Here is a 22,009-nt window from a genome sequence, read left to right on the forward strand (position 1 = left end):
GGGGAATCCCGCGCACACCGGACGGTTACCAAGAGGTAACCGCGGCTGGTTGGATGGGCGGCGCCGGGTCACGTCCCCACCCCCACAGGGAGTTTCCGTGCCGTACCTCTCGCCGCGCGCCCGCCGGGCCGTCCAGCTCACCGCGGCGCTGACCGCCACCGTTCTCGCCGCCGGCGCGCCGGCCGCCTCGGCCGCGACGCCGCCCCCGCACCTGAAGGTGCTCACGTACAACGCGTTCCTGATGAGCAAAACCCTCTACCCCAACTGGGGCCAGGACCACCGCGCCCAGGCGATACCCGACGCGGACTTCTTCCAGGGCAACGACGTCGTGGTCCTTCAGGAGGCGTTCGACAACTCCTCCTCCGACGCCCTCAAGGCGCGGGCCGCGGCGCGGTACCCGCACCAGACGCCGGTGGTCGGCCGCACCAAGGACGGCTGGGACGCCACCGGCGGCGCCTACTCCGCGACCACCCCGGAGGACGGCGGGGTGACGCTGCTGAGCAAGTGGCCGCTGCTGCGCAAGGAGCAGTACGTCTACAAGGACGCCTGCGGCTCGGACACCCTCTCCAACAAGGGCTTCGTCTACGCCGTCCTGGATGTGAACGGCACGAAGGTGCACGTCGTGGGTACCCACACCCAGTCGACGGACTCCGGCTGCAAGGCGGGCGAGGCGGCCGCCGACCGCGCCGCGCAGCTGAAGGAGCTGGACGCCTTCCTCGACGCGAAGAAGATCCCCGCGGACGAGGAGGTGATGGTCGCCGGAGACCTCAACATCGACTCCCGCGGCCCGGAGTACGACGCGCTGCTGGCCGACGCGGACCTGGCGCCGGCCGACAGCCGTACCGGCCATCCGTACTCCTTCGACACCCAGGAGAACTCGATCGCCAAGGACCGCTACCCGAACGATCCGCGCGAGGACCTGGACTACGTCCTGCACCGCAACGGCCACGCCCGGCCGAGCGGCTGGGGCAACACCGTCGTCAAGGAGGAGTCGGCCCCCTGGACCGTCTCCAGCTGGGGCAAGCAGTACACCTACACCAACCTCTCCGACCACTACCCGCTGATCGGCGGCTAGCCGGTACACGTACGCAAGGGCGGCCGCGGGGACCGGGGTCCACCGCGGCCGCCCTCCCGTACGAGGTGGCCTACGCGGTCACTGCGGCGTTCCCTGCCCGGCCGCTTCGGCCTCCCGCTCCGCGGCGAGCCGGCCGACCCGGCCGCGCACCACGAACCAGCCGCCGATCAGCGCCAGCGCGAGGACGGGGATCAGCATCACGGTCTGCCGCCCGACACCGTCGTCGAACCACATCAGCACGATGACGCCGAGCAGGAACGCGATCGTCGCCAGGTCCGTGACGGGCGTACCGGGGAGCCGGAACCGGGGCCGCCGGACCGTGCCCTCCTTGGCGCGGCGCACGAACACCATGTGACAGATCATGATCGTGCACCAGGTGCTGATGATGCCGAGCGCCGCGATGTTCAGCACGATCTCGAACGCCTTGCCCGGGACGAGATAGTTGAGCAGGACGCCGAGCACACAGACGGCGGAGGTCAGCAGGATGCCGCCGTACGGCACCTGGTTGCGGTTCATCAGCCCGGCGAACTTCGGGGCGGAGCCCGCCATGGACATGGAGCGCAGGATGCGGCCGGTCGAGTAGAGGCCGGAGTTGAGGCTCGACATCGCGGCGGTCAGCACGACGAGGTTCATCACATCACCGGCCGCCGGCACACCGACGTTGGAGAGCACGGTCACGAACGGGCTCTCCCCGCCGGTGTACTTGTTCCACGGCAGCAGCAGCGTCAGCAGCAGCACCGAGCCGACGTAGAAGACGCCCACCCGCCACATGATCGAGTTGACCGCCTTGGGGACGACCTTCTCAGGCTCGCTGGTCTCACCGGCGGTGACACCGACCAGCTCGACGGCGGAGTACGCGAAGACGACGCCCTGGAGCACGATCACCACGGGCAGCAGACCGGTCGGGAAGAAGCCGCCGTTGTCGGAGAGCAGATGCAGCCCCGGAGTGTGGCCGCCCACCGGGTGCTGGGTGGCCAGCAGGAAGATGCCGATGAACATGAACACGACCAGCGCCGCGACCTTGATGATCGCGAACCAGAATTCCAGCTCGCCGAAGATCTTGACCGAGATCAGGTTGACGGTGAGCACCACAGCGAGGGCGATCAACGCCATCACCCACTGCGGAATGTCGGTGAACATGCTCCAGTAGTGGGTGTAAAGGGCAATCGCGGTGATGTCGGCGATACCGGTCGTGGACCAGTTGACCACATACATCCAGCCAGCGACGTAGGCGCCCTTCTCCCCGAGGAATTCCCGGGCGTACGAGACGAACGAGCCGGACGACGGGCGGTGCACGACCAGCTCACCGAGGGCCCGGACGACGAAGAAGGCGAAGAGGCCGCAGACCGCGTAGGCGATGGCCAGCGCCGGTCCGGCGGAGTGCAGCCGGCCGCCCGCACCGAGGAAGAGGCCGGTTCCGATTGCTCCACCGATGGCGATCATGTTGATGTGGCGGCCCTTGAGGGCCTTGCTGTAGCCGGCGTCCCCCGCGTCCTGACGTCCGCCGCCACCCCCACCCGGTGGCTGCGTCGTTTCTTCCGTAACCGTCTCAGTACTCACTGGTGGTTCAACTCGCTTTCAGGCGGGCACCGGGAACCGTGGCCGAATCCCGCGGTTCACACGAAGGGCCGACGGCACACCTTCCCCGAACCCGGGCCCCTCGTCTGTGGCCTGGATCACATGAGATATCAGCCATTTTGAAGTTGGGGCCTTTTGCCCGCTGTTGCACCGGGCGGACATTTCAAAAACACCGTCCCGCACACGCCCGGATGAATTCCGGCGATCTTTCCGGGAAATGACGGCGAACGGCCGTGTCGTTCCCCACTCCGCACCGAAGCGTCCGCCCGGAACGCCGCACGGAATCCGCGGAACCGTTCCAGAGGTTTCACACAATTGGTGAGACAGCAATACTGTCCCGCATGAAAGAGTCCGCCACGGAGACCGGTACCGGGCCCGGCACCGCTCTGACCGTCGACGAACTGGCCGCCCGCGCCGGCGTCACCGTCCGCACGATCCGCTTCTACAGCACCCGGGGACTGCTGCCCCCGCCGGAGATCGGCCCCCGCCGTGTCGGCCGGTACGGCCCCGACCACCTCTCCCGGCTCGCGCTGATCGAGGAACTCCAGCACCAGGGCATGACCCTGTCGGCGATCGAACGCTATCTGCGGCAGCTGCCGCCCGATCTGAGCGCCCAGGACCTGGCCATCCACCGCGCCCTGGTGGCGAGCTGGATCCCGGACAAAGCCGAGGACACCACCCGTGACCTGCTGGAACGCCGCGTCGGCCGGGAGCTGACCGAGGACGACCTGGACCGGCTGGCCGCGATGAGCGTGCTGGTCCGCACCGACGACCCGGACGTCTTCCAGGTCGACCCGGGGCTGCTGCACCTGGGCACCCGGCTGCTGGACGTGCCGATCGCGCTGGAGACGATCCTCGCGGCCCGCACCGTCGTGCTGGAACACACCCGCTCGGCGGCGCGCGAGCTGAGCCGCCTCTTCAAGGACGAGGTCTGGGAGCCCTACCGCGAAGGCACCCCCGACGCCGAGGACGTCGCCCGCATCAAATCCCTCTCCGCCCATATGCAGCCGATGGTGGTCCAGGCCCTGGTCACCGCCTTCCAACGCTCGATGCGCGAGGAACTCCGGGAGGCGTTCGGAGAGGGGTAGGGGGCGAACCACGGGGGGCGGGGTCCCTCAGGATCGGGGCGGTGGGCCCGGTCGGTGGGCTCGACTCCGGGCTCGGGCTGGGCCGGGCGGGGGTCGGCGGAGTGCCTGGTGGGGTTCGGCCGGAGTGCCGGGTGGAGTCCGGTCGGAGTGCCTGGTGGAGTCCGGTCGCGTGCTGGGGGGGGCAGGCCGGGCCCGGAGTGTCTGGTGGGCTCGGGCACGGCCCCTGGGGAAAGGGCGGCTCAGCTGCGGCGCTGCGGGGCCCGCCTCGGGCTCCGGGCGGATGCCGGGCAGGGGGCCGGGCGGGCCGGACCCTGGGCCGGGGCGTGGGTGAGGGGCCGGGCGCGGAGCCGGGGCTCGCCCCCTGCCGTGCCCGGTTCCGGCCGTCACCCGGCCCGGCCCCCGCCGCTCAGGCGTCCCGGAAGGTCTCTCCCCTCTCCGCCTTGCCGACCAGCAGGGCGGGCGGCGCGAAGCGCTCGCCGTACGCCGCCGCCAGCTCGCGGGCGCGGGCCACGAAACCGGGCAGGCCGCCCTCGTAGCCGTTGATGTACTGGAGCACACCGCCGGTCCAGCCGGGGAAGCCGATGCCGAGGATGGAGCCGATGTTGGCGTCGGCGACCGAGGTCAGCACACCTTCCTCGAAGCAGCGGACGGTGTCCAGCGCCTCGGCGAACAGCATCCGCTCCTGCATGTCGCGGAACGGGATCGCGGCGTCCGGCCGGGTGAAGTGCTCGCGCAGCCCCGGCCACAGACCGCTGCGGGTGCCGTCCTCGGCGTAGTCGTAGAAACCGCCGCCGCCGCTGCGGCCGGTGCGGCCGAACTCGTCGACCATCCGGTCGATGACCGCGTCGGAAGGGTGCGCCGGCCAGCTGCCGCCGGCCGCCTCCACGGCGCGCTGCGTCTCCCGGCGGATCTTGCGCGGCAGGGTCAGCGTCAGCTCGTCCATCAAGGAGAGCACCTTCGCCGGGTATCCGGCCTGCGCGGCGGCCTGTTCGACGGAGGCCGGGTCGAGGCCCTCGCCGACCATCGCCACGCCCTCGTTGATGAACTGGCCGATGACCCGCGAGGTGAAGAATCCCCGCGAGTCGTTGACCACGATCGGGGTCTTGCGGATCTGCCGGACCAGGTCGAACGCGCGGGCCAGCGCCGCGTCGCCGGTGCGCTCGCCCTTGATGATCTCCACCAGCGGCATCTTGTCGACCGGTGAGAAGAAGTGCAGGCCGATGAAGTCGGCGTCCCGCTGCACGCCCTCGGCCAGCTGCGAGATGGGCAGCGTCGAGGTGTTGGAACACAGCAGCGCGTCGGGCGCCACGATGTTCTCGATCTCCTGGAAGACCTTGTGCTTGAGCGCGGTGTCCTCGAAGACCGCCTCGATCACGGCGTCACAGCCCGCGAGGTCCCGCGGATCGGCGGTGGGGGTGATGCGGGCGAGGAGTTCGTCCCGCTTACGTTCGGTGGTACGGCCGCGGGCCAGCGCCTTGGCGAGCAGCCCCTCGGAGTACGCCTTGCCCTTGGCGGCTGCTTCCGGCGAGACGTCCTTCAGGACGACCTGCATCCCCGCCCGCGCGCAGCTGTAGGCGATGCCCGCGCCCATCATCCCGGCGCCGAGGACGGCGACCTTCTCGACGGGGCGGGGCGCGACGTCCTGGGGACGGCTGGCGCCGGAGTTGACGGCCTGGAGGTCGAAGAAGAAGGCCTGGATCATGTTCTTCGAGATCTGGCCGGTGACCAGCTCGGTGAAGTACCGCGCCTCGATGGTCTGGGCGGTCTCGAAGTCGACCTGGGAGCCCTCGACCGCGGCGGCGAGGATGTTGCGCGGCGCCGGGTAGGGCGCGCCGTTGAGCTGCTTCTTGAGGTTGGCGGGAAACGCCGGGAGGTTGGCGGCGAACTTCGGCTGCGCCGGGGTGCCGCCGGGGATGCGGTACCCCTTGACGTCCCAGGGCTGCTGGGATTCGGGGTGGGCGTCGATGAACGCACGGGCCTTGGCGAGGAGTTCTTCGGGGGTGGCGGCGACGTCGTGGATCAGCCCGGCGTCCTTGGCCCGTACGGCGTTGTACTGCGTGCCCTGGAGCAGCACCTTCAGCAGGGCGTCGGCGATGCCGAGGAGGCGGACGGTGCGGGTGACGCCGCCGCCCGCGGGCAGCAGGCCGAGGGTGACCTCCGGCAGGCCGATCTTGGTGCCGGGGGTGTCGAGGGCGATGCGGTGGTGGCAGGCGAGCGCGATCTCGTAACCGCCGCCGAGGGCCGCGCCGTTGAGGGCGGCCACGACGGGTTTGCCGAGGGTTTCGATACGGCGCAGATCGCGCTTGATGCCCATGCCCGCCTCGAACGCCCGCTGGGCGCCCTCGGGGGTGACGGCGATCAGCTCGCGCAGGTCACCCCCGGCGAAGAAGGTCTTCTTGGCGGAGGTGACGATGATGCCGCGGACGGTGTCCGCTTCGGCCTCCAGGCGGTCGGCGACCGCGGTGAGGGAGGTCTTGAAGGCATCGTTCATGGTGTTGGCGGACTGACCGGGGTCGTCCAGGACCAGGGTGACCACACCGGTCTCGTCCTGCTCCCAGCGGATGGTCGTCATCGCAGAGGTCTCGCTCACTGTGGCTTCTCCGTAAGGGGTGGGACGGGTGGTCAGAGACGCTCGATGACGGTGGCGATGCCCATGCCGCCGCCGACGCAGAGGGTGGCCAGGCCGTACCGCTTGTCCTGGCGTTCCAGTTCGTCGACGAGGGTGCCGACGAGCATCGCGCCGGTGGCGCCCAGCGGGTGGCCCATGGCGATGGCGCCGCCGTTGACGTTGATCTTGTCGAGGGGAAGCTCCATGTCCTGGGCGAACCGCAGGACCACGGCGGCGAAGGCTTCGTTGATCTCGACGAGGTCGATGTCGTCGATGGTCAGACCGGCTTTGGCGAGTGCCTTGCGGGCCGCGGGCGCGGGGCCGGTCAGCATGATCGTCGGGTCGGCTCCGGAGACCGCGGCGGCGGCGATCCGGGCCCGGGGCGTCAGGCCGTGGCGCTCGCCGACGGCGGCGTTGCCGATGGCGACCAGGGCGGAGCCGTCGACGATGCCGGAGGAGTTGCCCGCGTGGTGGACGTGGTCGATCTTCTCGACCCAGTGGTACTTCTGCAGTGCGACGGCGTCGAAGCCGCCCGCCTCACCGATCGTCGCGAAGGACGGTTTGAGGCCGGCCAGCGACTCGGCGGTGGTGCCGGGGCGGATGTGTTCGTCGCGGTCGAGGACGACCAGGCCGTTCCGGTCGCGCACCGGGACGACGGAGCGGTCGAAGCGGCCTTCCTTCCACGCCTGGGCCGCGCGTTCCTGGGAGCGGGCGGCGAAGGTGTCGACGTCGTGCCGGGAGAACCCGCCGAGGGTGGCGATGAGGTCGGCGCCGACGCCCTGCGGGACGAAGTTGGTCTCGAAGTTGGTCATCGGGTCCAGGTGCCAGGCGCCGCCGTCGGAGGCCATAGGTACCCGTGACATGGACTCGACGCCACCGGCCAGGACCAGGTCCTCCCATCCGGAGCGGACCTTGGCGGCGGCGAGGTTGACGGCTTCCAGCCCGGAGGCACAGAAGCGGTTCTCCTGGACCCCGGCCACGGTGTCGGGGAGCCCCGCGGCGATGGCCGCGATCTTGGCGATGTCGGCTCCCTGGTCGCCGATGGGGCTGACCACGCCGAGGACGATGTCGTCGATGGCGGCCGGGTCCAGTCCGGGGAAGCGGCGGCGCAGTTCGTGGATGAGGCCGACGACGAGGTCGACAGGCTTGGTGCCGTGCAGGGCGCCGTTGGCCTTGCCGCGGCCGCGCGGGGTGCGGATCGCGTCGTACACGTACGCTTCGGTGCTCAAGTCAGGCAGCCTTTCGGATGTGGGGAAAGCCTCGGCAGGGGCGGCGGGACGCGGCGGTGGGGTCAGCCGAGCAGGGAACGGCCGATGATCTCTTTCATGATCTCCGTCGTCCCGCCGTAGATCGTCTGGATGCGGCCGTCGGTGAATGCCCTGGCCACCGCGGTCTCGGTCATGTAGCCGTATCCGCCGTGGAGTTGCAGGCAGCGGTCGGCGACGCGGTTGTGCAGTTCGGTGGCCCACCACTTGGCCATCGAGGCGTGTACCGCGTCCAGCTCCCCGGCGGAGTGGTCGGCTATGCAGCGGTCCAGGAAGGCGCGGGTGACGGCGCATTCGGTGGCCATCTCGGCGATCTCGAAGCGGATGTGCTGGAGCCGTGCGAGCGGACGGCCGAACGCCTCGCGTTCCTTGACGTACCGCGTGGTGATCTCCAGCAGGTGTTCGGCGCCCGCGATGCCGGAGACGGCGATGCCCATGCGTTCCTGCGCGAGGTGCGTCATCAGGTGGATGAAGGCGCCGTTCAGCTCGCCGAGGAGGTTCTCCTTGGGGACCCGGACGTCGTGGAAGAAGAGTTCCGCGGTGTCCTGGGACTTCTGGCCGATCTTGTCGAGGTTGCGGCCGCGCTCGAAGCCGTCCATTCCGCGCTCGACGACGAGGAGGCTCAGGCCGTGCGCCCCGCCCTCGGGGGTGGTGCGGGCGACGACGAGGACGAGGTCGGCGAGGAGGCCGTTGGAGATGAAGGTCTTGGAGCCGTTGAGGAGCCAGTGGTCACCGTGGTCGGTGGCGGTGGTGCGGATACCCTGGAGGTCGGAGCCGGCACCGGGCTCGGTCATCGCGATGGCGGTGATGATCTCTCCGCTGCAGAACCCTGGCAGCCACCGGCGTTTCTGCTCGTCGGTGGCGAGCGTCGTGAGGTACGGGCCGATGATGTCGTTGTGCAGCCCGACGGCGAGGCCCGGCGCACCGGCGCGGGTGAACTCCTCGGCCAGCACGGCGCTGTAGCGGAAGTCGGGGTTGCCCCCGCCGCCGTACTCCTCGGGGACGGCCAGGCCCAGCAGCCCCTGGCGGCCGGCGGCCCGCCAGGCGTCCCGGCTGACGATGCCGTCGCGCTCCCACTGGGCGTAGTGCGGGGTGACCTCCTTGGCGAGGAAGGTCCGTACCGTCTCGCGGAAGGCTTCGTGATCCGCGGTGAAGATCTGACGCTTCATGGTGTGCTGGCCCTCCTGGGAGCCGGATTGCGGTGAGCGACGGGGGAGCGCGCGGCGTCGGTCAGCGGGCCTCCCGCTCACCGGGGCGCACCGGCCGTGCGGGGTCCGCCGCGGGCGGTTGCGGGGTGGGTGGGGTGTCCGGCGGGTCGGTGAGCAGGCCGGGGACGGCCCAGTCGCGGGCGATCTCCTCGGTGTCGGCGCCCGGTCGGGCCGGCGGACGGCGGACGGCTCCGGGGGTGCGGGAGAACCGGGGCGCGGGTGCGGGCTGGGTGAGCCCCCCGTGGTCGAGGAAGGTGCCGCGGGCGGCCAGATGGGGGTGGTCCGGCGCTTCGCGCAGCGACAGCACCGGGGCAACGCAGGCGTCGGTGCCCTCGAAGACGGCCGTCCACTCGGCGCGGGTGCGCTGCCGGAAACGGGCGGCGATGGCGTCGCGGAGCGCGTCCCAGGAGGCGAGGTCGCCGCGCTCGGGCACCTGCTCCTCGATGCCGAGCAGGCGGATGAACTCGGCGTAGAACTGCGGCTCCAGCGCGCCGACCGCCATATGGCCGCCGTCCGCCGTGCGATAGGTGCCGTAGAAGGGGGCGCCGCCGTCGAGGAGGTTGGCGCCGCGGCGGTCCTGCCAGCCGCCGGCGGCGAGCATGCCGTGGATCATCGAGGAGAGGTGCGCGGTCCCGTCGACGATGGCGGCGTCGACGATCTGTCCGGTGCCCCCGGGGGCGGCGGCGTGGCGGAGTGCGGCGAGGAGGCCGATGACGAGGTAGAGCGCGCCGCCCGCGTAGTCGCCGAGGAGGTTGGCGGGGACGGGGGGCGGGCTGTCCGGCGTGCCGATCATGCCGAGGGCGCCGGTGACCGCGATGTAGGAGATGTCGTGTCCGGCGGCCTTGGCGAGCGGTCCCCGCTGGCCCCAGCCGGTCATCCGGCCGTAGACGAGCCGCTCGTTGCGGGCCAGGCACGCCTCGGGTCCGATGCCCAGGCGCTCGGCGACGCCGGGGCGGTACCCCTCGATGAGGATGTCGGCGCGCTCGGCCAGCTCCAGCACCCGCTCCACGCCCCGGGGCGTCTTGAGGTCGGCCACGACCGAGCGTTTGTTGCGGTTGGTGAGGTCGTACGCCGGGTCGATGCCCAGTACGGCGCCGCCGGGGCGGTCGACGCGTACGACGTCGGCGCCGAGGTCGGCGAGGGTCATGGCGGCGAAGGGGCCGGGGCCAATGCCCGCCAGTTCCACCACGCGTACCCCGCTGAGCGGGCCGTTGCCTGACTCCGTCATCGTGCTCCCCGCTCCTCCGCACTGTGACACTTCTGATGTAACACCCGCGATGTTAAGAACGTGTTCCACTTTCCACAAGCCCCCTGGGCATCGTTTCCGCCCCCTGGAACGACAACGGCGGCGAGGCTCAACAGCCCTCGCCGCCACGGGTCTTGCACGCCTGCTCGCGCGCCGCTATCCCCCGTCGAACCCGGCGATGGGCCACGACGGGGCTATACCGCGGTACGGCTCCGCCGCCGGACCCCGCAGCGCTCCCCCGAGGGCCACGGCGGCACCCGCCCGGCGCCGCTCCCCCGCCGGCCCCGCGCACCCCGGCACGACGACCCGCCCGCGCGTCGCCCCTCCGCATACCTTCGCCATGCCGCTCTCCCCTTCCCTTCGTTCCGTCTCCGCACGGGCGCGCCCGCCTCGTCATGTGCCGGTCGTTCCGGGCCGCTTCCGCCGTCCGTCGTCCCGCTCCGGCGCCCTCTCCCGATCTCGTCATCCACGCTAACGGCCACCACTGACAACGGCCCGTGAAGCGGCGGCGTACGAGCGGTGCGGGAGGACAATGCGGGCATGTCACATCTTCCTCTCGCCGCCTCGCTGTTCGCTTTCCAACCAGGTCAGGGCCCTCGTCAGTTCGCCGAGTTGGCCCTCGCGCTGTTGTTGTCGTCGCTGATCGGGATGGAACGGGAAGCCCGGCAGAAGAGCGCCGGGCTGCGTACGCACACCCTCGTCGGGGTCGGTAGCGCGCTCTTCATGGAGGTGTCGATCCACGGCTTCGGCGCGCTTTTGGGCGCGGACGGCGTGGCGCTGGACCCCTCCCGCGTCGCCGCGCAGGTCGTGTCCGGCATCGGCTTCATCGGCGGCGGCCTGATCTTCGTGAAGAAGGACGCGGTCCGGGGCCTGACGACCGCCGCCACCATCTGGCTGACCTGCGCCATCGGCATGGCGTGCGGCGGCGGACTGCCGCTGCTGGCCCTCGGGGCGACGGCGGTGCACTTCCTCGTCGTGCGCGGATTCGCGAAGGTGTCGGAGCGCATCGGCGCCACGCCGTCGGCGGAACGGTTCGAGCTGCGCCTGACCTACCGCCCCCGAAGGGGGCTGCTGGGGCGGATGCTGGAGCTGTGCACCGGCAGCGGCTTCCTCGTGTCCGACGTCCAGGTGGAGACCGGCCCTCCGGAAGGCGCCGTCTCGGCCGAGGTCCTGCTCCGTCTGGAAGGCACGGCGTCGGCGCACGCCCTGGTGGAGGCGCTCGCCGACCTCGACGGGGTGCGGGAGGTGCAGTTGGGCCGGCAGCCGGACACGACCGAGTGACGGCCCCCGCGTCTCAGAGCAGTTCCGCTTCCTCCAGCAGGCGGCGCACCGCCTCGCGGGCGGCGCCGTCCAGCGGGATCTGCGGCGGCGCGGTGTCCGGGCAGCCGATGACGCCCAGGAGGTGCAGCGCCGCCTTGAGCGCCCCCATGGCCGACGACCCGCGGCCCATCAGCGCCGTGTCACCCACATCGGCGAGTGCGAAGAGCACGGCGAGCCGGTCCTGTTCGGCGGCGGCCGCACGCCAGTCGCCCGCGCGGGCGCGTTCGCGGAGCCGTACGTAGGCCGCGGGGTCGATGTTGGCGAGCCCGGGTACGACTCCGTGCGCCCCGGCCAGCAGGGCGCCGTCGGCGGCGAGTTCGCACCCGCTGAGCACCGAGAACGGCCGGTCCAGGGCGGGCAGCCGCACGAGGAGGCGGCGCAGCGCGCCGAGGTCACCGCTGCTGTCCTCGATTCCGTCCAGGACACCGTCCGCCGCCAGTTCGAGCACGGTGTCCGCGGAGAGTTCGGTGTGGACCGCCGCGGGGGCGTTGGAGGCGAAGAGCGGCAGGTCGACGGCGGAGCGGATGCGGCGGTAGTGGTCGGCGATCTCGGCCGGGTGGGTCCGGGTGCAGAAGGGCGCGGTGGCCACGATGCCGTCGGCCCCCAGCGCCTGGGCGGTGCGGGCGTGGTCGAGGACGCGGGTGGTCGCCATGTCGAGGGCGCCGGCCAGTACGGGGAGCCGTCCGCGGGCCGCGGCGACGACCGTTTCGATGACGGTGCTGCGTCTGCCGTCCGACAGGCAGGCGGCCTCCCCGGTGGAGCCGAGCACGAACAGGGCGTCCACGCCGGCGTCGATGAGGTGCTCGGTGAGGGAGGCGAGCGAGTCGACGTCGACGCGACCGGACGCGGTGAGCGGCGTGCACACGGGCGGCACGACGCCCGTGAGTGGTGCGGGGAGGGGCATGCAGGTCCAGCCTTCTGCCGTACGGGGCCGGTGGTGCGGGTGCGCGGCGGTGACGCACAGGGCGGTGGGGGCCCGTACCCGCGCCGCCGTCCGGACATGGGACGTCCCATGTCATCGGTGAATGTGGACCAGGGCAGGCAGGGTGTCAAGACCATGAGCTCGCAGGCGCCTGCCTGAAGGGCGGGGAACGGAAGCCTGAATTCAGGGACAAGGGCTGCCCAAACCGCCTGCGGAATACGGCGAAAGCGCCTGCGAAGAGGCAGTGGTCACGTGTCGCGGCGCGGCCTCCCGCGTTTGACGGTTCGCGCCGCCGCTCCGGCACCGGGCCGGAGCGGCGGTCCATCGTGCGGCCGGAGCCCGGCCTCAGTTGGCGGCCAGCGCCCGGCGGCAGAGGGCGTCGGCGGCGCGGGTGGTCTCCGGCAGCCGGTACCGCGGCGCCAGGCGGAGCGTGTGCGCGCAGGCTCCGTCGAGATCGGTGCGGTGCCCGACCGAGACGAAGACGGGCTTGACGCCCCGTTGGGTACGGAGCGCCCGGCCGACCTCTTCCGTGGTGCCGCCGATGCCGTCCAGGAGCGGGGAGGTCGCCCCGCGTGCGTCGCCAGGGGGGTCGTACCGGAAGGTGAAGGGGTTCTTGGCGACACCGATCGTGGGCAGACCGGTCAGGACGCCGAGATGGCTGGCGAGGCCGAAGCGCCGCGGGTGCGCCCGTCCGTAGCCGTCGCACACCACCAGAGAGGGCGTCCGCGCGAGACCTGCCAGCGCGTCGATGACCGTGGGGATCTCCCGGAAGGCCAGCAGTCCCGGCACGTACGGGAAGGAGACTCGGCCCACCGCGGTGGCCTCGTCCACGACCTCCAGGGTGCGGGCGTCCAGCGCCACGGCCGCTGCCGCGACCACGTCCCGCTCGTCGTCGTACGCCACGTCCACACCGACGACGGTGCCCTCGAAGTCCGGTGGCGGGCCCGGCCCGTCGAGGCGCACATGGCGCCGCAGCCGGTCCTGGACCGCGCGCGCCTCGGCCTCGTCGGCCGGCCAGTTCCGCAGTTCGTCGTCGAGGGAGACGGGGCTGGAGTTGTCCATGATGACGCCCACGGTATCGAACGGGCGGGCCCGTGCCCCACCGCCGGCGAGGGCGGGCGCGGGCCGGGCCCGCAGGTCACCGCACCACCTCCGGGGCGGGAGCGGGGGCGGACGGCGCGGTGGGCCAGCGGCCTCCGTTGCTCCAGTAGCTCTGGATCTCCTCCAGGTGGCGCCCCTTGGTCTCGGGCGCGGTGAAGGAGGCGAAGACCAGCGCGCCCAGCGCCAGCAGCCCCAGACCGGCGAACGTCCAGGAGGCCCCGGCCCAGGCCATCAGCGTCGGGAAGAACTGCGCGATGAGGAGGTTGGCGACGAGATCGGCGGTGAGCATCACCGACGCGCCCGTCGACCGGAGCTGCGCGGGGAACGCCTCGCCGGCGTAGACCCATATCAACGAGCCGAAGCCGAAGTTGAAGGCCGCGGTGAACAGCAGAATCGCGCCGAAGCCGACCCAGGTCATGGCGCCGTGCGGATCCCCCACGGCGAAGACGGCGGTGAGCACGGCGAGCATGACGACCATCGTGCCGATACCGGTCAGCAGGACCATCCGGCGGCCCAGCCGGTCGATGATGAGTATCGCCACCACGGTGGCGGCCAGCGAGGCGAGTTGCACGAACGAGGGCAGCAGGAAGTTCAGACCGTCGCCGCTGAATCCCATCTGCGCGAAGATCTGCGGGCTGTAGTAGGTCACGGCGTTGATGCCGGTGATCTGGCAGAAGAAGCCGAGACCGATGACGAAGAACGTGGCGCGGACGTAGGGCTTGTGCAGCAGGGAGCGCGCGGAGCCGCCGCTCTCCGCGGCCAGCGCCGCGCCGACCGCCGCCACCTCCGTGCGCGCGTCGACGTCCGGATCCGTCATCGCCATGACCTCGACCGCGCGCTCGGTCCGGCCCTTGAGGACGTACCACCGGGGCGTGTCCGGCAGCCGGAACAGCGGGATCATGACCAGCGCCGCGGGGACCGCCGACGCCCCCAGCATCCAGCGCCAGTGACCGCCGCCGGACAGGCCCCAGTTGACGAAGTACGTGAGGACGATGCCGGTCACGGTCGCGACCTGGTAGGCCGCGACGGACGCACCGCGGATCCGCGCGGGCGTCGACTCCGCTATGTACAGCGGGGCGGCGACGATGGAGATGCCGATCGCCACACCGAGCAGGAAGCGCACCGTGTCCAGCACGACGACATTGGGCGCGAGCGCGGAGAGCGTGACGAAGAGGGCGTAGGAACCCGCGACGATCAGCATCGCGGCCTTGCGGCCGAAGGCGTCGGCGAGCTTGCCGCCGAGCAGTGCCCCGACGATGCAGCCGCCCACGAGGATGCTGTTGACCAGGCCCTTCTCCGCTTCGGTGAGGTGGAAGTCCCGGCTGAGGAACACCAGCGCGCCGGAGATGCTGCCGGAGTCGTAGCCGTAGATGACGCCGACGAAGGCGCCGGTCAGTGCGAAGAGCCGCCCCGTGCGGCAGGACTTTCCGGGCGGCGGGGGCGGGGGCGTCTCGGGGAGCGTGGGAGTGGACATGGCGGGCCCTTCGCTCAGCGTGCTGACCTACTCATGACTGATCTTGCAAGTATCGAAGTCCTTTCGCGCAACTGTCAACAACTCCCAGTAGACCCCGTTTACCGCTCGCACACCGGCCGGAAGGGTCCAGTCGGGCGACACCCCGCTCCACTCCCTTCGAACACTTCACCCGCGCGAGGGATGGCCCGAGCGGAATTCCATGCGTAGAGTTGATTGCAACTTCCGAGAAGAATGCAGATTCACTCACTCTTCGCGCAGAATGAGGATCACCCCCACCGTTCACGAAAGGTGTGCCATGAGCGAGACGTCCCACATGGAGCGGGAGCTCCGCAGTCAGCCGGAGACCTGGACCGAGGCCGCCGGGATCGGTGCGGCGGGCGGCCCGCTGGCGGAGCCGGGGCAGCGGGTGGCGGTCGTCGGCTGCGGCACCTCCTGGTTCATGGCGCAGTCGTACGCGGCACTCCGCGAGAGCGCCGGGGCCGGGGTGACCGACGCCTTCGCCGCCTCGGAGGCTTTCCTCGGCGCCGCGCGTGGCTACGACGCGGTGGTGGCGATCACCCGCTCCGGCACCACGACCGAAGTCCTGCGCGTCCTGGAAGCCGTCCAGGGACGCATCCCCACGGTGACCATCCTGGGAGACCCCGCCACCCCCGCGACGGAGCTCTCGGACGCGACGGTCACCCTGCCCTTCGCCGATGAGCGCTCCGTGGTGCAGACCCGCTTCGCCACCACCGCCCTGACCCTGCTCCGCGCGCACCTGGGCGAGGACACCACCAAGGCGATCGACGACGCACGCGCCGCGCTCACCTCTCCGGTCGAGCAGGAGTGGGTGGAGGCCGAGCAGTTCACGTTCCTCGGCACGGGATGGACCTTCGGCCTGGCCAACGAAGCGGCACTCAAAATGCGGGAGGCGTCCCAGAGCTGGACGGAGTCCTACCCGGCGATGGAGTACCGCCACGGCCCGATCTCGATAGCCGCTCCCAACCGGGTGACCTGGCTCTTCGGCGCAGCCCCCGCGGGCCTGGAGGCGGAGGTGGCCCGTACCGGCGCCCGCTTCGTCCGCCACGACCGCGACCCGCTCGCCGACCTGGTGCTGGTGCAGCGGGTGGCCCTGGAGCGGGCCCGCGCCCGGGGCCTCGACCCCGACAGTCCCCGCAGCCTGACCCGGTCGGTGATGCTCACCGTGCCGGCGGCCCGGTAGCCGGCCCTCCACCCCGCCACGCCCCGCACACAAGGGAGTCAGCGCCCATGCCCCTCGTTTCCACCTCCTCGCTCATCGACGCCGCCCGGGTGAACGGCGTCGGCGCGGCAGCCTTCAACGTCATTCATCTGGAGACCGCCGAGGCGCTGGTCACCGCCGCCGAGCGGGCCGAAGCCCCGCTGATCCTGCAGATCAGCGAGAACTGCATCCGCTATCACGGCGGCCTGCGGCCGATCACCCTGGCCACCCTCGCGCTCGCGGAGGAATCGTCCGCCGCCGTCGCCGTGCATCTGGACCACCTCACCGATGCCGAACTGGTCCGTCAGGGAGCGGCCGCCGGTGTGCGTTCCTTCATGGTGGACGCCTCGGCTCTCCCCTACGAACGGAACGTCGCCACCACCGCCGCGCTCACCGCCTGGTGCCATGAGCGTGACGCCTTCGTCGAGGCGGAGCTCGGCGAGGTCGGCGGGAAGGACGGGGTGCACGCGCCCGGTGCCCGGACCGATCCGGACGAGGCGCTGGCCTTCGTCGACGCGACGGGTGTCGACGCGCTGGCGGTCGCCGTCGGCTCCTCGCACGCGATGCGGGAGCGGACGACGGTGCTGGACAAGGAGTTGATCTCCCGTTTGCGCGAGACGCTCCCGGTGCCGCTGGTGCTGCACGGGTCTTCCGGAGTGCCGGACGCCGAGCTGCAGCGCGCCATCGCCGCCGGAATGACGAAGATCAACATCTCGACGCATCTGGTATCGGTCTTCACCCGGTCCATCCGGAGGACGCTGGGTGCCGACGCCGATCTCATCGACTCACGCAAGTACCTGAAGCCGGCCAGGGAGGAGGTGACGAAGGAAGCCGCGAGGTTGCTGGGGGTGGTGAACACCGCGCCCGACCTGCCCGAGCAGTACGCGGCGCAGGCGCCGGCGGCGCGGGGGTGACCGGCCGGGAGTGTCCCGTGGCGCGGCTAGGCTCGCCGTATGAAGCGCCATGAACGGATGAACGCACTGCTCGAGCTGCTCGGCGAACGGGGCAGGGTGGACGTCGAGGAGGCGGCGACCGCTCTGGAGGTCTCCGCCGCGACGATGCGGCGCGACATGGACGCGCTGGCCGAGCAGCAGTTGCTGACCCGCACCCGGGGCGGGGCGGTGCTCAGCTCGGTGGCGTACGACCTGCCGATCCGCTACAAGCACGCGCATCGGTCCGTGGAGAAGGAGGCGGTGGCACAGGCGGCGGCACGGCTGGTGGAGCGCGGCGATGTGGTCGGTCTGAGCGGAGGCACCACCACCACGGCCATCGCCAGAGCGCTGGCCGTCCGTCCGGACTTCGCCGAAGCGGGGCCCCAGCCTCATCTGACGATCGTGACCAACTCCCTCAACATCGCCAATGAGCTGGCGGTACGCCCCCAGATCAAGATCGTGCTGACCGGCGGCGTGGCGCACTCCCGCTCCTTCGAGCTGGTGGGGCCGTTCAGCGAGCTGGTGCTCCAGCAGATCTCGGTGGATCTCGCGTTCATCGGTGCCAACGGGATGGACCCGGTGATGGGGGCGACGGTTCACGACGAGGCGGAAGCCCGGATCAACCATTTGATGGCCGAGCGGGCACGGCGAGCGGTCGTTGTCGCCGACTCGTCAAAGATCGGTGAGCGCTGCTTCGCCCGGATCGGCGGAGCGGACGTGTTCGACACCTTCATCACGGACGGCGGTGCCCCCGAAGGGATGCTCCGGGAGTTCACCGATCGCGGGCTGAAGGTCGTGACGGCACGGAGCGTGGACGCCGGTTGAGCGAGGGCGGTGGGGGCGGCGCTCGGGGTGCTGTCCTCGGTGCGCGGGCCCACGGGGAACGCGGGAGCTGGACGGGATGGCCGGGTGCGTGGCCTCGAAGGGCGGTGCCGGTCGGGCGGGGTGTGGCCGGAAGGTGGCGTTCGATGGCTGGTGCTGATACCTGTCGGTGGGTGTGGAGAATGGGGTGAGCGGGCGAAGCCAGCTGAGCCCGTTGGCGGGAGATGTACCGGGCCTGATCAGGGGGAGAGTGGATTGATGCGGAAGTTGCTGGTCACAGCGTTGGCCGTGGTGTTGTGCGGGGGGACGCTGAGCCTGACGGCGACGTCTGAGGCGGCGGCTGCCGGGCCGCCCGTCCGGTGTGTGAAGGTGCGGAAGTTCTACACGAAGGGCCATCAGCGTTACGTGCGGCTGACGAACCTGTGCAGTCGGCGTCCGGCGTGCTACGTGATCGTGGTGCCGCACCACGCCGATCCCCGGGGTCGGCTCACCAAGGGCACGACCAAGAACGTGCGCTATGCCACGGCGAAGTCGGCGCGCGCCGTGTATGTGAAGAACGCCCGCTGTTGAGGCGGCGAGGGGATGCCCCCGTCGGGCGGGAGCGGGCGGGGGTACCGGTCGGGCGCGGACAAGTCTGACCCGCGCTTCTGCCGCCGTCTCCGCCCCACCTGCCCCCGCCGCGCCGATGCCGACGTATCCGATGTGAGCACCGGAGCCGGTTCGCGCTGGGCGCCAGGCCCGGCGCCCGCCAGACCCGCCCCGCCGTACCGGAGCGCGGACCGCCGGGCTCATGCCACTCATGCCACCCTCCGGCTCCCGAGCCGTGCGGCAGTAAGCGGCCCTCCCATGCGGCCCTCGTAGCCCCGGCCGTGCCCCACCGGGCCACCCCAGGGCTCGGTCCTGCGCCTTGGCCTGCCGAAATCGCCCCGCCACCCTGGCCCAGCCCTCAGCTCCCCACCGGAACCCGGGCCCCAGCGACGGGAGCGCAGCCCGCCCTAGCCATCCCGTCACGCACGCGCCCCTCCCCTCGGGCGCATCCGGCCTTGGCGGGGCGGGACACACCCATGACTCATCTTTTACGACTAAAACACCTGTTAATCTTCTCTTATGGGAAAGCATGCCAAGGCGGCCGGGAAGCGCGGGGGCGGTGGGCTGCGGGGTGGAGTACGGCCGTTGCCGGTGCGGAGCAGTGTGCGGTTGCGGCGGCCGGTGGACATCTGGCACAAGCCGGCGTTGAGCGCGGTGGTGGCACTGGCGATACCGGACCTCACGCTCTTGGCGTGGGGCCGGATGGACCTGGTGCTCTACACCTCGGCCGGGGCGATGTGCGTCCTCTACGGGCACGGGCTTCCGTACGCGGCGCGGGCCAGGACCTTGCCGTGGGTGGTGCTCGGCATGGTGGCGAGCCTGGGTCTGGCGTTGACGGCGGCGTCGCTGGTGTCGTCCGCCGTGGTGCTCGTGGCGTTGGCCGCGGTGCTCGCCGCGGTGCACAAGGTGGTCTGCGAGGCGACGCGGATCGGGCCGCCGGGGAATCTCATCTTCACGTTCATCGCGGCGTCGGCGTTCTTCGTACCGCAGCGGCTCGGGGAGGTGCCGGCGCATCTGGCGTTGGCGCTCGCGGGTGGCGCGGTGGCATGGCTGGTGGGGATGGCGCCCTCGGTGGTGCGGCCGCGGGGGCCGGAGCGGATAGCCACCGCCCGCGCGCTGGAGGCCGCGTCGGCGCAGTTGCGGGCCGAGGCGACGGCCCATGGTGCGGCACCCGGGGCGGCCGAGGCGGCGGTGGCCCGCGCCCGGCAGGCGACGGCGGGCGCGGTGAACGCCGCCTGGCACACGGTTTTCCTGGTCCCCGCGCGTACGCCCGCGAAGGCCGAGGCGCGGGCCGGGCTGGAACGGCTGCTGATCCGGGCCGAGGCCGCGCTGGACGGGGCGACGGGCGGGGAGCACGGCGGGAACGAGGCCGGAGACACCGGCGACGACAGCATGCCGCCGCCCGCCGTCCCCTCCTCCCCCGCGGCGGCGCGGTCGGCGTCCGCTCCGGTCGCCGTGCTGCTCGCCGAGGCGGAGCGGTTCGGGTGGTGGGCGCGGGCGGCCCGGGGCGGCGGGGAGCTTCCCGTCGTGGCGCTCACCCCGGCGCAGCGGGCGGAGCTGGACGGCGTCGAATGGGAGCGTCGGCACATCGACCGGACTGGGGAGAACGGGCAGCCGACCTGCGACGAGGAACGGCCCGGGGTGGACCTCGGCCCCGGCGCACAGCCGGACGTACACAGCGGGGAACAGCAGCTCCGCACCGGTGAACGGCCCCGGGTGGACCCGCTCGACGGTTCCGCCGGAGAGATCGGGCAGGCTCCGGACAGCGGTACCGGCAAGAGCCTCTCCGAAGCACAGACGGCGTCCGGAGCCGACCGCTCCGGGCCGCAGACGGCGTCCGGCGCCGGGCTCCCCGGGCACGGGTGGCCGCGGCGTCCGGCACCCGGGCGGGTGCGGGGGTGGCGGGCCGTGGGGGCCGCGTTCCGGCCCGGTTCGCCGTTGTTGCCGGTGGGGCTGCGGACCGCTGTGGGGTGTGCGCTGGCCGGGTGGGTCTCGATGGGGCTCGGGGTCGGGCATCCGTACTGGGCCGTCGTGACGGCGGCGTCGGTGTTCCAGGCCAACACGACGCTGTCCTGGCAGCGGGCGTTGCAGCGTTCGGTGGGGAATCTGCTGGGGCTGGTGGTGTTCACCGCGCTGCTGCCGGTGATCCACACCGGTCATCCGGCGATGATCGCGCTGGCGTTGGTCTTCCAGTTCGGCGCGGAGGCGTGGATCACGCGGAATTACTGGCTCGGGTCGGTGTGCGTGACGCCGATGGCGCTGCTGCTGACGGAGTTCGGCAATCCGCTGCCGGCCCGGGTGCTCGTCGCCGACCGGTGGATCGACACGGTGGTGGGCGCCGCCCTGGGCCTCCTCTGCTGCGTCCTGGTGACCAACCGGCGGGCCGGTGACCGTATCGGCACGGCACTGGAGCGGACCGCCGCGGCACAGATCGCGGCCGGACGGCTGCTGGCGGCCGATGCGGCGCCCGGCGCGACGCACGCGCAGGAGACCGGCTGGGCGCGCGACCGGCTGGCCGGGGCGCTGGCCGAACTGCGGGAGGCCGTCGACGTGGCCTCGGGCGAGTGGTGGCAGCGGGCGCTGCCGGAGGAGCGGGTGACACGGGCCGAGCGGCACGGCCACCGCACCCTGGCGCTGCTCGCGCGACGGCTGGCCGGCGCTGCGCCGCCCGTCCGCCCCGTGCCGGAGCAGGTGGCCGCGGCAGGCACAATTGACGGCGTACGACGGTGATACGGCGGTGAGCTGAGCCGGTACGGGGCCGAGAGGAGAGCCGGGTGGCCGAGGACATCGTCGCGGGTGTGCTGCGTCAGTGGCAGCAGGTGCATCCGGGGCTCGACACCGGCCCGATGGCGTTGATCGGGCGGCTCAACCGCTGTTCGGCGCTGTTGCAGCAGGCCGCCGACGCGCCGTTGCGGCGGGCGGGGCTGTCCCGTCCGGAGTTCGACATCCTGGGCACGCTGCGCCGGATGGACCGGGAGCTGACGCCGGGCCGGGTGGCCCGGGAGACGTTCGCGTCGGGCGCCGCGGTCACCAAACGGCTGCGGCAACTGGAGACGCGCGGGCTGATCAGCCGGCGCGTGGACGACCGCGACCGCCGCGTCGCCCACCTCTCCCTCACCGACGAGGGCCGCGCGCTGATCGACCGGATCCTGCCGGAACAGCTGGCGTACGAGGCCACGTTGCTCGACGGGGTCGGCGAGAGCCGTCGCGAGGACCTCTCCGAAGGACTGGGCGAACTCCTCGTCGTCCTGGAAGGCCGGTTGGGCAGCCTGCTGGACTGAGGGCGGCGACCGGGGCGGAAAGCAAGGTCCGGACGGGTGGCCGGACAGCCGTTCACCGGCCTTTCACGGTTGCCCGTGCCGTCGCTCACGGATGCGCGCCTGTTGCGGTGACCGGCCCTCAACGGCCGGGCGCTGAACGGCCCCGGCCCCGCCTCCGGCGTTCGGCCCGGCGCTCTCCGTTCCCCACCCCCGCACCGCCGCTCCCGACTCCCCCTTCCGTACGCGACCATCCCCGTGTACGCGCCCTGGCCAGGGCATCTCTACACGTCCGCGCGGCCCGCC

At 71.7% G+C, this 22,009-nt stretch carries 17 protein-coding genes; 9 read left to right on the plus strand and 8 right to left on the minus strand.

Going from position 1 to position 22,009, the window contains the following annotated elements; genetic code table 11:
* The first annotated feature begins 97 nt into the window (after positions 1-97).
* Positions 98-1,075, plus strand: coding sequence for a sphingomyelin phosphodiesterase (sph, locus tag ACZ4M8_RS23435; RefSeq protein WP_467610316.1), 978 nt, complete (start codon positions 98-100; stop codon positions 1,073-1,075).
* Between the two features lie 78 nt (positions 1,076-1,153).
* Here sph and ACZ4M8_RS23440 read toward each other — a convergent pair whose 3' ends face one another.
* Positions 1,154-2,635, minus strand: a complete 1,482-nt coding sequence (locus tag ACZ4M8_RS23440) for an amino acid permease (RefSeq protein ID WP_467610319.1) — start codon at positions 2,633-2,635, stop codon at positions 1,154-1,156.
* A gap of 359 nt (positions 2,636-2,994) precedes the next feature.
* Here ACZ4M8_RS23440 and ACZ4M8_RS23445 point away from each other — a divergent pair, with 359 nt between their 5' ends.
* A complete protein-coding gene (locus ACZ4M8_RS23445; protein ID WP_467610321.1) occupies positions 2,995-3,741 on the plus strand; it encodes a MerR family transcriptional regulator in 747 nt (248 codons plus the stop codon).
* Between the two features lie 406 nt (positions 3,742-4,147).
* Here ACZ4M8_RS23445 and ACZ4M8_RS23450 read toward each other — a convergent pair whose 3' ends face one another.
* From ACZ4M8_RS23450 to ACZ4M8_RS23465, 4 genes are all read right to left on the minus strand, one after another.
* Complete coding sequence (locus tag ACZ4M8_RS23450; protein WP_467610616.1) at positions 4,148-6,313, minus strand: 3-hydroxyacyl-CoA dehydrogenase NAD-binding domain-containing protein; 2,166 nt, start codon at positions 6,311-6,313, stop codon at positions 4,148-4,150.
* Between the two features lie 50 nt (positions 6,314-6,363).
* Entirely contained in the window at positions 6,364-7,578 is a 1,215-nt protein-coding gene (locus ACZ4M8_RS23455) for an acetyl-CoA C-acetyltransferase (RefSeq protein WP_467610324.1), read from the minus strand.
* 62 nt (positions 7,579-7,640) lie between these two features.
* On the minus strand, positions 7,641-8,783 hold the full coding sequence (locus tag ACZ4M8_RS23460) for an acyl-CoA dehydrogenase family protein (protein WP_467610327.1): 1,143 nt from the start codon (positions 8,781-8,783) through the stop codon (positions 7,641-7,643).
* Positions 8,784-8,844: 61 nt separating this feature from the next.
* On the minus strand, positions 8,845-10,050 hold the full coding sequence (locus ACZ4M8_RS23465) for a CaiB/BaiF CoA transferase family protein (protein WP_467610330.1): 1,206 nt from the start codon (positions 10,048-10,050) through the stop codon (positions 8,845-8,847).
* A gap of 558 nt (positions 10,051-10,608) precedes the next feature.
* Here ACZ4M8_RS23465 and ACZ4M8_RS23470 point away from each other — a divergent pair.
* On the plus strand, positions 10,609-11,349 hold the full coding sequence (locus ACZ4M8_RS23470) for an MgtC/SapB family protein (protein WP_467610333.1): 741 nt from the start codon (positions 10,609-10,611) through the stop codon (positions 11,347-11,349).
* A gap of 13 nt (positions 11,350-11,362) precedes the next feature.
* Here ACZ4M8_RS23470 and ACZ4M8_RS23475 read toward each other — a convergent pair whose 3' ends face one another.
* From ACZ4M8_RS23475 to ACZ4M8_RS23485, 3 genes are all read right to left on the minus strand, one after another.
* Positions 11,363-12,292 carry a dihydrodipicolinate synthase family protein gene (locus tag ACZ4M8_RS23475; protein WP_467610336.1) on the minus strand — a complete coding sequence of 310 codons (930 nt, stop codon included), beginning with the start codon at positions 12,290-12,292 and terminating at the stop codon, positions 11,363-11,365.
* A 363-nt stretch (positions 12,293-12,655) separates the two neighbouring features.
* Positions 12,656-13,372 carry an endonuclease V gene (locus ACZ4M8_RS23480; protein ID WP_467610339.1) on the minus strand — a complete coding sequence of 239 codons (717 nt, stop codon included), beginning with the start codon at positions 13,370-13,372 and terminating at the stop codon, positions 12,656-12,658.
* A gap of 76 nt (positions 13,373-13,448) precedes the next feature.
* The gene (locus ACZ4M8_RS23485; protein ID WP_467610342.1) at positions 13,449-14,885 is read right to left on the minus strand and encodes a sugar porter family MFS transporter; all 1,437 of its coding nucleotides are present in this window, start codon (positions 14,883-14,885) and stop codon (positions 13,449-13,451) included.
* 295 nt (positions 14,886-15,180) lie between these two features.
* On the opposite strand from ACZ4M8_RS23485, the gene ACZ4M8_RS23490 reads away from it, so the two are divergent.
* The 6 genes from ACZ4M8_RS23490 (at position 15,181) to ACZ4M8_RS23515 (ending at position 21,727) form a co-directional block, all read left to right on the plus strand.
* The gene (locus tag ACZ4M8_RS23490; protein WP_467610344.1) at positions 15,181-16,086 is read left to right on the plus strand and encodes an SIS domain-containing protein; all 906 of its coding nucleotides are present in this window, start codon (positions 15,181-15,183) and stop codon (positions 16,084-16,086) included.
* Between the two features lie 47 nt (positions 16,087-16,133).
* Positions 16,134-17,018: a class II fructose-bisphosphate aldolase gene (locus ACZ4M8_RS23495; RefSeq protein ID WP_467610347.1), complete on the plus strand. Its 885-nt coding sequence runs from the start codon at positions 16,134-16,136 to the stop codon at positions 17,016-17,018.
* Positions 17,019-17,057: 39 nt separating this feature from the next.
* Positions 17,058-17,861, plus strand: a complete 804-nt coding sequence (locus ACZ4M8_RS23500; protein ID WP_467610350.1) for a DeoR/GlpR family DNA-binding transcription regulator — start codon at positions 17,058-17,060, stop codon at positions 17,859-17,861.
* Positions 17,862-18,116: 255 nt separating this feature from the next.
* Positions 18,117-18,428 carry a hypothetical protein gene (locus ACZ4M8_RS23505; protein ID WP_399083487.1) on the plus strand — a complete coding sequence of 104 codons (312 nt, stop codon included), beginning with the start codon at positions 18,117-18,119 and terminating at the stop codon, positions 18,426-18,428.
* A 537-nt stretch (positions 18,429-18,965) separates the two neighbouring features.
* Positions 18,966-21,176 (plus strand): FUSC family protein, encoded by a 2,211-nt coding sequence (locus ACZ4M8_RS23510; protein WP_467610352.1) that lies wholly within the window; start codon positions 18,966-18,968, stop codon positions 21,174-21,176.
* A 44-nt stretch (positions 21,177-21,220) separates the two neighbouring features.
* Positions 21,221-21,727 (plus strand): MarR family winged helix-turn-helix transcriptional regulator, encoded by a 507-nt coding sequence (locus ACZ4M8_RS23515; protein WP_467610355.1) that lies wholly within the window; start codon positions 21,221-21,223, stop codon positions 21,725-21,727.
* Positions 21,728-22,009 lie beyond the last annotated feature (282 nt).

This window comes from Streptomyces sp. NPDC027185 (genome assembly GCF_055567035.1).

Excerpts from the sequence above, each read along its gene's own strand:
- ACZ4M8_RS23480 (WP_467610339.1), bottom strand. The coding sequence starts at position 13,372 with ATGGACAACTCCAGCCCCGTCTCCCTCGACGACGAACTGCGGAACTGG.
- ACZ4M8_RS23450 (WP_467610616.1), bottom strand. The coding sequence starts at position 6,313 with ATGACGACCATCCGCTGGGAGCAGGACGAGACCGGTGTGGTCACCCTG.
- ACZ4M8_RS23505 (WP_399083487.1), top strand. The coding sequence starts at position 18,117 with ATGCGGAAGTTGCTGGTCACAGCGTTGGCCGTGGTGTTGTGCGGGGGG.
- ACZ4M8_RS23485 (WP_467610342.1), bottom strand. The coding sequence starts at position 14,885 with ATGTCCACTCCCACGCTCCCCGAGACGCCCCCGCCCCCGCCGCCCGGA.
- ACZ4M8_RS23475 (WP_467610336.1), bottom strand. The coding sequence starts at position 12,292 with ATGCCCCTCCCCGCACCACTCACGGGCGTCGTGCCGCCCGTGTGCACG.
- ACZ4M8_RS23465 (WP_467610330.1), bottom strand. The coding sequence starts at position 10,050 with ATGACGGAGTCAGGCAACGGCCCGCTCAGCGGGGTACGCGTGGTGGAA.
- ACZ4M8_RS23470 (WP_467610333.1), top strand. The coding sequence starts at position 10,609 with ATGTCACATCTTCCTCTCGCCGCCTCGCTGTTCGCTTTCCAACCAGGT.
- ACZ4M8_RS23445 (WP_467610321.1), top strand. The coding sequence starts at position 2,995 with ATGAAAGAGTCCGCCACGGAGACCGGTACCGGGCCCGGCACCGCTCTG.
- ACZ4M8_RS23495 (WP_467610347.1), top strand. The coding sequence starts at position 16,134 with ATGCCCCTCGTTTCCACCTCCTCGCTCATCGACGCCGCCCGGGTGAAC.
- ACZ4M8_RS23460 (WP_467610327.1), bottom strand. The coding sequence starts at position 8,783 with ATGAAGCGTCAGATCTTCACCGCGGATCACGAAGCCTTCCGCGAGACG.
- ACZ4M8_RS23500 (WP_467610350.1), top strand. The coding sequence starts at position 17,058 with ATGAAGCGCCATGAACGGATGAACGCACTGCTCGAGCTGCTCGGCGAA.
- ACZ4M8_RS23510 (WP_467610352.1), top strand. The coding sequence starts at position 18,966 with ATGGGAAAGCATGCCAAGGCGGCCGGGAAGCGCGGGGGCGGTGGGCTG.
- ACZ4M8_RS23490 (WP_467610344.1), top strand. The coding sequence starts at position 15,181 with ATGAGCGAGACGTCCCACATGGAGCGGGAGCTCCGCAGTCAGCCGGAG.